The 9189-nt window shown below is 68.2% G+C and carries 8 protein-coding genes and 1 pseudogene; 8 read left to right on the top strand and 1 reads right to left on the bottom strand.

Annotation, left to right across the window (positions count from 1 at the left end):
• From infB to B2869_RS09500, 3 genes and pseudogenes are all read left to right on the top strand, one after another.
• Positions 1-1852: pseudogene (gene infB, locus B2869_RS09510) on the top strand (translation initiation factor IF-2); the annotation flags it as partial.
• 94 nt (positions 1853-1946) lie between these two features.
• Entirely contained in the window at positions 1947-2372 is a 426-nt protein-coding gene (gene rbfA / locus B2869_RS09505) for a 30S ribosome-binding factor RbfA (RefSeq protein ID WP_029258981.1), read from the top strand.
• 375 nt (positions 2373-2747) lie between these two features.
• The gene (locus B2869_RS09500) at positions 2748-4613 is read left to right on the top strand and encodes a response regulator transcription factor (RefSeq protein WP_292765579.1); all 1866 of its coding nucleotides are present in this window, start codon (positions 2748-2750) and stop codon (positions 4611-4613) included.
• Between the two features lie 57 nt (positions 4614-4670).
• On the opposite strand, the gene B2869_RS09495 is transcribed toward B2869_RS09500, so the two are convergent.
• A complete protein-coding gene (locus B2869_RS09495; protein WP_292765577.1) occupies positions 4671-5567 on the bottom strand; it encodes an A/G-specific adenine glycosylase in 897 nt (298 codons plus the stop codon).
• Between the two features lie 55 nt (positions 5568-5622).
• On the opposite strand from B2869_RS09495, the gene B2869_RS09490 reads away from it, so the two are divergent.
• From B2869_RS09490 to B2869_RS09470, 5 genes are read left to right on the top strand one after another with little or no spacing between them, the layout of a single operon-like run.
• Positions 5623-6282 carry a hypothetical protein gene (locus B2869_RS09490; RefSeq protein WP_292765575.1) on the top strand — a complete coding sequence of 220 codons (660 nt, stop codon included), beginning with the start codon at positions 5623-5625 and terminating at the stop codon, positions 6280-6282.
• A 43-nt stretch (positions 6283-6325) separates the two neighbouring features.
• Positions 6326-7219 carry a tRNA pseudouridine(55) synthase TruB gene (truB, locus tag B2869_RS09485; protein WP_292765573.1) on the top strand — a complete coding sequence of 298 codons (894 nt, stop codon included), beginning with the start codon at positions 6326-6328 and terminating at the stop codon, positions 7217-7219.
• Positions 7216-7584 (top strand): hypothetical protein, encoded by a 369-nt coding sequence (locus B2869_RS09480; RefSeq protein ID WP_292765570.1) that lies wholly within the window; start codon positions 7216-7218, stop codon positions 7582-7584. Before truB ends, B2869_RS09480 begins: the two co-directional genes overlap by 4 nt.
• A gap of 57 nt (positions 7585-7641) precedes the next feature.
• Positions 7642-8079, top strand: coding sequence for a hypothetical protein (locus tag B2869_RS09475; RefSeq protein ID WP_231479831.1), 438 nt, complete (start codon positions 7642-7644; stop codon positions 8077-8079).
• Positions 8076-9026 carry a bifunctional riboflavin kinase/FAD synthetase gene (locus tag B2869_RS09470; protein ID WP_021199412.1) on the top strand — a complete coding sequence of 317 codons (951 nt, stop codon included), beginning with the start codon at positions 8076-8078 and terminating at the stop codon, positions 9024-9026. The genes B2869_RS09475 and B2869_RS09470 overlap by 4 nt, the downstream gene beginning before the upstream one ends.
• Positions 9027-9189: the final 163 nt, after the last annotated feature.

Genomic DNA, 9189 nt, shown 5'->3' with positions numbered 1-9189 from the left:
AGCGGCAAGAGTTCGAGATGCGGAGTGCTCCGGTCGTCGGTGGCGTCAACGTCACCCGCGGCAACGGAGAGATCATCCGCATGCGCCGCGGTGCATCGATCGCGGACTTCGCCGACAAGATCGAGACGCTGACCGGCTACACGGTCCAGCCCGGAACCCTCGTCACCATCCTCTTCAACCTGGGTGAGATGGCCACGGCCACCGAGTCCCTCGATGAGGCGACGTTCGAGGTCCTGGGTGCTGAGCTCGGCTACAAGATCCAGATGGTCTCGCCCGAGGACGAGGACAAGGAGCTCCTCGAGGGCTTCGGTCTCGACCTGGAGGCCGAGCTGGAGGCCGAGAGCGAAGACGNNGTCACGTCGACCACGGTAAGACGCGACTGCTCGACGCGATCCGTCAGACCAATGTGATCGAGGGTGAAGCCGGTGGCATCACCCAGCACATCGGTGCCTACCAGGTGTGGACCGAGCACGAGGGCATCGAGCGCGCCATCACGTTCATCGACACCCCGGGTCACGAGGCGTTCACCGCCATGCGTGCTCGTGGTGCGCAGGTCACCGACCTCGCGATCCTCGTGGTCGCGGCCGACGACGGCATCATGCCGCAGACGGTCGAGGCGCTGAACCACGCCCAGGCGGCGAACGTGCCGATCGTGGTCGCGGTGAACAAGGTCGACAAGCCCGACGCCAACCCTTCGAAGGTGCGTCAGCAGCTGACCGAGTACGGGCTGGTCGCCGAGGAGTTCGGTGGAGACGTCATGTTCGTCGACGTCTCGGCTCGTGCGGGCACCGGCATCCAGGAACTCCTGGACGCCGTGCTGCTCACCGCAGACGCCGGTCTCGACCTGACCGCCAACCCGAACAAGGCCGCTCGTGGTGTCGCCATCGAGGCGAAGCTCGACAAGGGCCGCGGTTCGGTCGCCACGGTGCTCATCCAGTCCGGAACGCTCCGGATCGGTGATGCGATCGTCGCGGGCACGGCGTACGGCCGTGTGCGTGCGATGGCGGACGAGAACGGCGAGCAGGTCCTCGAGGCCTTCCCGTCGCGTCCGGTGCAGGTGCAGGGTCTGAACTCCGTGCCGCGTGCCGGCGACGTCTTCATCGTCACCGAGGAAGACCGCATGGCCCGCCAGATCGCTGAGAAGCGTGAAGCGGTCGAGCGCAACGCCCAGCTGGCCAAGGCCCGCAAGCGCATCTCGCTCGAGGACTTCACCCGTGCGCTCGAAGAGGGCAAGGTCGAGTCGCTCAACCTCATCATCAAGGGTGACGTCTCCGGTGCCGTCGAGGCACTCGAGGAGTCGCTCCTCAAGATCGAGGTCGACGACTCGGTGCAGCTGCGCATCATCCACCGCGGAGTGGGTGCCATCACCGAGTCCGACGTGAACCTGGCGACGATCGACAACGCGATCATCGTGGGCTTCAACGTCCGTCCCGACACGAAGGCGCGTGAGCGTGCCGCCCGTGAAGGCGTGGACATCCGTTTCTACTCCGTCATCTACAACGCGATCGACGAGATCGAGAGCTCGCTCAAGGGCATGCTCAAGCCGGAGTACGAAGAGGTCCAGTCGGGTGTCGCCGAGATCCGCGAGGTGTTCCGCTCCTCGAAGTTCGGCAACATCGCCGGTGTCATCGTGCGGTCGGGAACGATCACGCGAAACGCCAAGGCTCGCGTCATCCGCGACGGCGTCGTGCTGGCCGATGGTCTCGCCATCGAGTCGCTGCGTCGCTTCAAGGACGATGTCACCGAGGTCCGCACGGACTACGAGGCCGGTATCGGCCTCGGCAAGTACAACGACATCCAGATCGGCGATGAGATCGAGACGACCGAGCTCGTCGAGAAGCCTCGCGGCTGATCACTTCGAACCACCTTCGGGCGTCTCCCTCTCCTGCTCCTTCCGAGTACGGAGACGGGGGACGCCCTGAGGGTTCCTGGACAGGGAGAGAACAATGGCAGGCGAAAGACAGGCCCGTCTCGCGGATCGGATCCGCGTGATCCTCGCCGAACGGCTGGAGAAGGGGCTGCGCGACCCGCGCCTCGGCTTCGTCACCATCACGGATGTCCGTGTGAGCGGAGACCTTCAGCATGCATCCGTGTTCTACACGGTGCTGGGGACCGAGGAGGAGCGCGTCTCCAGCGGTGCGGCGCTCACGTCGGCGACCGGAATGCTGCGTAGTGAGGTCGGACGCCAGCTGAGCACCCGGCTCGTTCCGACGCTCGAGTTCATCCCCGATGCGCTCCCGGAGAACGCCGACCACATCGGTGCACTGCTCCGTGAGGCGCAGCAGCGTGATGCGGACGTCGCCAAGCTCGCCTCGTCGGCATCCCATGCCGGTGACGCGGACCCCTACCGTACGGACGACGACGCGGAGTGAGCGCCGTTTGATACGCTCGGCTTCGCGGGACCGGCTCCCGCGAAGCTGAGGGGGATCGGCATCGAAGGTGCGCGCGAGTCTGGGGGGCCGTCCGTCGCGCCCGCCGCTGTCGGTCTTCTCCTGGAAGAACTCCTCGCGGAGGATCTCGGCTGTGCGCCACATGTGCTCGCCCGGTTGGCCGGCGATCTGGATGCCGACGCTGCGACGATCCGCGCGGTCGTCGAGCGATTGACTCCGCACCAACGCCATGGGCTCCGGCCCTTGCCGTCGCCCTTGCCCCTGGTCGCGGCGATCTCACGCAGATTCGAGGGACTGCTGCTCGACGGGCGGGATCGTCAGCTCCTCCTCGCGCTCGCGGTCTGCTTGGATGATTCGTTGGGTCCAATCCTGGAGTTCGACGGGCGTACGGCGTCCGAGATCGCCGCTGCCGCCGTCGGTGATCACTTGACCCTGCATGCCGGCCGCGTGCGTTTCGTCGACGCCCGACTCTCGATCTGGGTGCGGGCGACGACCTGCACTGCCGAGACCGCGCTGGTCCATGAGCGTCTGAGCGCGGTCTTCGTCGATCGTGGTGATTCGATGAGCGCGGACTGGCACCGGGCACGGGCATCTCTCGAGGGCGACCCGTCGACCGCACGGGAGCTCACCCTCATCGCGCGGCAGCTGAGTGAGGCCGGATATCCGGACCGAGCACTGATGCTGGCGCGTGAGGCGGCAGAACATGCAGTGGGCGAGGATCAGGACGAGGCGCGCCTCGTGGCCGGGGCGTCGGCGGTCGCTGCCGGGTTCGCGGTGGAGGCCGCCGCCTGGTTGGGGACGCTCTATCCGCACGGCGGTGAACGACACAGGTGGGCGGGGCTCGGGGCTCTCATCGTGGCGCAGACCTTCGTGCAGGGTGCTGTTCCCGGGATCGATCCGACCACCGTGCGGCCGGGATCCGCCGACGAGAGCGATTGGCGTCATTGGACCAGAGCAGCCGCCCTCGCCGCCATCCTCTGCGCCGAGCGCGGAGACCGGCGGGGAATGCGCCTGTGGCTCGATGCCCTCCGGGACGGTGCCGTGCGGATCGGTGCCGAGCAGGAGCTGAGGGATCCGGTCGTCGCGCTGGGGTGGCTCATGGCCGGAGATCGCGATGCCGACATGGTGACGGAGTCGAGCTCGGTGAGCGGGGGGATGCTGCGAACTCTGCGCGCCGCGGTCGAGGGAGACGTCGATCTGGGGCTGCGTCTGCTCGGCATCGATGAATCGATGCCGTCCGGTGGTCCTGATCCTTTCGTGCCGGGATACGAGCACAGCCCGGTCGTCCAGGCGTATCGAGCGGTCGTCGAGGTCCTCCTGCTCGCGTGGCGAGGTGACATCGGTATCGCGCGGGACAGGCTGATCCAGGCGGCGCTCACCCTTCCCATCGCGCTGCCCCTCGCCGGGCTGGGAGTCGTCCTCGCCCGACGCCTCGATCTGGCAGTGCACGGCGAACTCGGCCCGTTCGCCCGGTCGCTCACGCTCACCCTTCCGCCTGGCGCGAAGATCGATCTGCTCGTGGACCGTGGTGTCCGGTCCTTCCTCACCGGCTCCTTCGACGATGCCGCGGCCACGGTCCGGCTCTGGTCCGATCTCGGCTCCCCGCAGACGACGATGACCGTGCCGGGTCTGGACGAGCTGGCCTCGCCTTCTCCCGGTGTCCTCATGGTGGCCGCGTCTCTCGAGCCTCCGGAGATCGCGCTGGCGCAACAGCTGCGGACACGCATCGCGACGGCGGCGGACGGGCGATGGCGTGCGGACGGCGAAGAGGTCGCGGAGATCGCGCGAACGCTGCGTTCGCCGTTCGAGCGGGCGCGCGTGGAGATGATGCTCGGGACCCGGCATGCGATCCGCGACGATCACCCCGCCGCGAGGATCCATCTGCAGTACGCCGAACGACTGTTCGAGCTCTCCGGCGCGACGGCATGGGCGAAGTCGGTGCGCGGGAGGCTGGACCGACTCGAGGCCAGAGAGGGGAGCGTCGTGCCGGCGGTGGGCCTGCTCTCGGCATGCCGTGCCGCCTGGTCGCTCCGACTCACCGCCCGGGAGCTGGAAGTGGCCATGCGTGCGGTCAGAGGGGCAGCGAACCGTGAGATCGGCGAGGCGCTGAACGTCTCCGTCCGCACCGTGGAAGTCCACCTCGGCCGGATCTTCACCAAGCTCGACGTTCGGAGCCGCGTCGAGCTGACGGTGCTCGCGCATCGCACGGAACGGCATCTCTGAGGAGTCGTCGGGGTCGAGCCTTTCTCACCCGTGTGCATCGTCGAGGCTGCGTGTCGGTCAGCGAGGCAGGAACAGCACGGACCCATCGGCTTCGGCGAGTCCGTCGGCGATGAGCGAGTCGATCGCTCTGTCGCGCTGTCCGGTGTCGGGCCAATCCGGGAGGACGGCATCGAGCGGGACGGCCTCCGGATCCCGGCTCCGCAGCAGGCGCAGCACCGCGCCGCGCGCTTGCCGGTCGGACCCTTCATAGGCGGCCTGGCGTCGGCGTCCGTCTCCCGTGTCCGGCCTGCCCGCTGCCAGCCATGCGCAACTCCCGGCGAGAGGGCAGAGCGGGCACCGGGGTGCCCGTGACGTGCAGACCGTGGCGCCGAGCTCCATCGCCGCCGCGTTGAACACGGCCGCCTCCGCGACATCCTCCGGCAGCAACGATGACATCAGGTCGAGGTCTCGGCGAGATGCCGCTCCCGGCTGCGCCCGGCCCTCGACGGCACGGGCGAGAACGCGCCGAGTGTTCGTATCGACCACGGGGTGCCGGTCGCCATAGGCGAACACGGCCACGGCGCGGGCGGTGTAGTCGCCGATGCCGGAGAGGGCCAGCAGCGCGTCCACGTCACGCGGAACGACTCCGCCATGACGATCCGTGATCTCGACGGCAGCGCGGTGCAGCCAGAGCGCGCGTCGGGGATACCCCAGGTTCGCCCATTGCTGCACGACCTCCGCCGTCGACGCCATCGCCATCGTGGCAGGGGTCGGCCACCGATCCAGCCATGCCTCGAGATGCGGAATGACCCTCGTCACCGGGGTCTGCTGCAGCATGAATTCGCTCACGAGAACGCCCCAGGCGCCGAATTCGTTATGAAACGCAGACCGACGCCACGGCAGGTCGCGCGCGGTGGATCGATACCATGCGGACAGGCGCGATCTCATCTCGGGACGGGCCTGTATATCGGGCATCCATCCAGCCTACGTGAGCTGCGAGACGAGCCCGGGACCGGAGACAGGGGCATCCATGATCAACACACGTACGAGCGCGCTCATCTTCGTGACGGCCTTGGCCGTCACGAGCCTGGTCGGGTGCACGGGAACGTCGGCACCCGCTTCGACGCCCAGCGGCGGATCCACGCCGAGCGGAACGACGTCGACCCCACCGACGCCGACACCGACAGTGGAGCCTCGGATCGAGGATCCGGCTGACCCCGGAACCTGGATCATCGACGAGGCGGGCGTCGGACCGATCGACGTCGGGGGCAACTTCACCTCGACGCTTGCCGGCCTCACCGGCTCCTGGACCAACGACACCGCGAACTGCTCGTGGTCGGCGTGGTGGATGGCAGCCGACTCCGCCTACGGTATCTCCTTCGTCCGCGGGACGGAGAGCGAGACGGCGCCCATCCGCGAGATCTCCGTCTACTCCGCGGCCGAGACTCCCGCCGTGGTCCCTGGACCGGTGACGGAGGACGGCCTCGGTATCGGAGCGACCAAGGCCGAGGTGCTCGCTGCGTATCCTGACGCGCAGGAGGGGGTGTCGACGATGGGGAGCGACACCTGGCTCATGCTTCCGAGCGCGACCGACGCCCACGTCTTCTTCGCGTTCCGCGAGAACAGCGACACCGCATGGGACGTCACGGTGACGACCGGCGCCGAACCCTCCTACGAGGTCTGCGGCTGACCCCCGGGCCGGTGCACGGCGTCGCTCTCGGTAGGCTGGGGGGATGGTCTCGCCCGGCATCCTTCTCGTCGACAAGCCCGCAGGGCTGACCAGCCACGACGTCGTCGCCCGCACGCGACGAGCGTTCGGCACCCGCAAGGTCGGGCACGCCGGAACGCTCGACCCGATGGCGACCGGTCTGCTGGTCATCGGCATCGAGGGAGCGACCAGGCTCCTGACGTACGTCGTGGGGGCTGACAAGACCTACGCGGCGACGATCCGGCTCGGACAGACGACCGGCACGGACGATGCGGACGGCGAGATCCTCACGACGGCGGCTCCCGAGGCATGGGAGTCCGTCAGCGATGAAGCGGTCTCCGCCGGAATCGCGAGGCTCACGGGCGAGATCTCCCAGGTCCCCAGCGCTGTCTCCGCCATCAAGGTGGACGGTCGCCGCGCGTACGAGCGTGTGCGTGCCGGTGAAGAGGTCGTGCTCGCAGCGCGCGACGTGGTCGTCTCGCGGTTCGATCTGCTCGGCCGTCGCGAGGGCGACGGGTACATCGATCTCGACGTCGTGGTCGACTGTTCATCCGGAACGTACATCCGTTCGCTCGCCCGCGACCTCGGCTCCGCTCTCGGCGTCGGCGGTCACCTCACCGCGCTGCGACGTACTCGTGTCGGGCCGTTCGATGTGACGGATGCCGTCGGCATCGAAGCGCTCGAGGGTGCACCGACCCTGACCCCCGGTGAGGCTGCAGGACGCCTTCTCCCGGTCCTTGCGATGTCGGTCGATGACGCGCGGGACCTCCGCCACGGCAAGCGTCTCGCAGGGCAGGCCGTCCGTCTCGAGAGCCACCTCGGCGCAGCGATCGACGAGGACGGGGTTCTGATCGGGATCGTCGAGAGGCGCGGCGCAGACCTCAAGAGCGCCATGAACATGCCGGAGGGCGACCGATGATCCTGTGGTTCACGATCGCGCAGATCGTCGTCGCGGTCGCCGCGGGCGTGTTCTGTCTCGTCGCGGGGCTGATCGGCAGGCGACCGAGTGACTTCAGCGTCGGTGCTCTGGCCCTCGTCGAGGCGCTGCTCGTCGTCCAGGTGATCGTCGCCGTCATCGCGCCCTTCTCAGGAAACCCGCCGACCGGAGACCTGCTCGAGTACTGGGTCTACCTGGTCTCCGCCGTGCTCCTGCCCGTCGGCGCGGTGCTGTGGGCGCTCATGGAACGCAGCCGCTGGAGCACCGTGATCCTGGGCGTCGCCGCACTCGCGATCGCGATCATGCTCTGGCGGATGCAGGTCATCTGGGCCGTCCAGCTCGCGTGAGGCGAGAGGCTTGCGCGGAGACCGGCCGTCTTCCGCGGCTCTAGGATGGAATGCGCTATGAGCTCCACCGCCCCCTCCTCTCGGATGACCGGAATCGGTCGTGTCCTGGTGATCGTCTACGCCGTCATGGCGCTGGCCGCCACGGGACGCAGCTTCGTGCAGATCGTCCGTCGGTTCGACGAGGCGCCGCTCGCGTACTCGCTCTCCGCACTCGCCGCGCTCGTCTACATCCTGGCCACGCTCGCCCTCGTCCTGGCTCGTCGTCGCGGCTGGTACACCGTCGCCTGGATCGCGATCGTCTTCGAGCTCACCGGCGTGCTCGTCGTCGGATTGCTGAGCATTCTGCTGCCCGAGCTGTTCCAGCATGAGACCGTGTGGTCGCTGTTCGGGCGAGGCTACCTGTTCATCCCGCTGGTCCTCCCGATCTTCGGCATCTGGTGGCTGCGCACGCATCGCCCCGCCGAAGTCGCGCGCCCTGTCGAGGTCGACGCGTGATCATCTTCCGAAGCCCGGATGAGGTGCCGGACGACTTCGGCCCGAGCGCGGTCGCCATCGGCAAGTTCGATGGGGTCCACGCCGGCCACCGCGCTGTGATCGCGCGCCTCGAGGAGGCGGCTGCTGCCACCGAGAGCCGATCGGTCGCGGTCACGTTCGATCGCAACCCGTTGGCCGTCATCCGCCCGGATCGCTGCCCCGAGAACGTCGTCACGGTCGACCGCAAGCTCGAGCTCCTCGGTGAGCTCGGGCTCGACGCGACGCTGGTGCTCACGTTCGACGAGGAACTCGCGGCCCGCAGCGCGGAGGATTTCGTCGTCGACATCCTCGTGGGAGCGCTCCAGGTGTCGACGGTCCTGGTCGGGCAGGACTTCCGGTTCGGGAACAGGGGAGCGGGGACGCCGGAGCTGCTGCGCGAACTCGGACCCCGCTACGGCTTCTCGGTCGAGGTCGTCGACGACGTCTACCTTCCGGGTTCTTCGCGGCGCGTGTCGTCGAGCTGGATCCGCGAACTGTTGATGGAGGGCGATGTCGCGACAGCCGCGACCGTTCTCGGGCGCTACCCGGATGTGCGCGGCGAGGTCGTGCACGGGCTGAAGCGCGGGCGGGAGCTGGGTTTCCCCACCGCGAATCTCTCGACCATCGTCGATGCCTTCGTTCCGGCGGACGGCGTCTATGCCGGGTGGCTCGTCGACCACGACACCGGCATCCGGCACCCTTCGGCCATCTCGGTCGGGACCAACCCCACGTTCGACGATGTCCTCGTGCGCCAGGTCGAGGCCCACGTGCTGGGCGAGACCGGCCTCGACCTCTACGGGCACGACGTCACGGTCGAGTTCGTCGACAGACTGCGGGGCATGGTGGCCTTCGAGGGCATCGACAAGCTGATGGAGCAGATGGGTGCCGACGTGAACGATGCCGCACGGGCCCTCGGACTGACGTCGTAGCGCGCGACCCGTTGGGCGGTTCGGATGGGCGGCTCGGCGTGGGCGATCGCGTCCACGCGGGCACGATGACATAGAATGGACATCGGCTCCCGCCGAACTTCGCGAATCTCGCGATCCCCGACGGGAAGAAGATCCACTGTTCGTACGGTCCTGGCTCACGCCA

Source organism: Microbacterium sp. UBA3486 (assembly GCF_002377845.1).
Lineage (GTDB): Bacteria > Actinomycetota > Actinomycetes > Actinomycetales > Microbacteriaceae > Microbacterium > Microbacterium maritypicum_A.
This window is presented reverse-complemented; position numbering and strand designations above follow the sequence as displayed.

What these genes read in the sequence shown, in the direction of transcription:
- rbfA (WP_029258981.1), top strand. Translation starts at nt 1,947, where the DNA reads ATGGCAGGCGAAAGACAGGCCCGTCTCGCGGATCGGATCCGCGTGATC.
- B2869_RS09495 (WP_292765577.1), bottom strand. Translation starts at nt 5,567, where the DNA reads ATGCCCGATATACAGGCCCGTCCCGAGATGAGATCGCGCCTGTCCGCA.
- B2869_RS09490 (WP_292765575.1), top strand. Translation starts at nt 5,623, where the DNA reads ATGATCAACACACGTACGAGCGCGCTCATCTTCGTGACGGCCTTGGCC.
- truB (WP_292765573.1), top strand. Translation starts at nt 6,326, where the DNA reads ATGGTCTCGCCCGGCATCCTTCTCGTCGACAAGCCCGCAGGGCTGACC.
- B2869_RS09480 (WP_292765570.1), top strand. Translation starts at nt 7,216, where the DNA reads ATGATCCTGTGGTTCACGATCGCGCAGATCGTCGTCGCGGTCGCCGCG.
- B2869_RS09475 (WP_231479831.1), top strand. Translation starts at nt 7,642, where the DNA reads ATGAGCTCCACCGCCCCCTCCTCTCGGATGACCGGAATCGGTCGTGTC.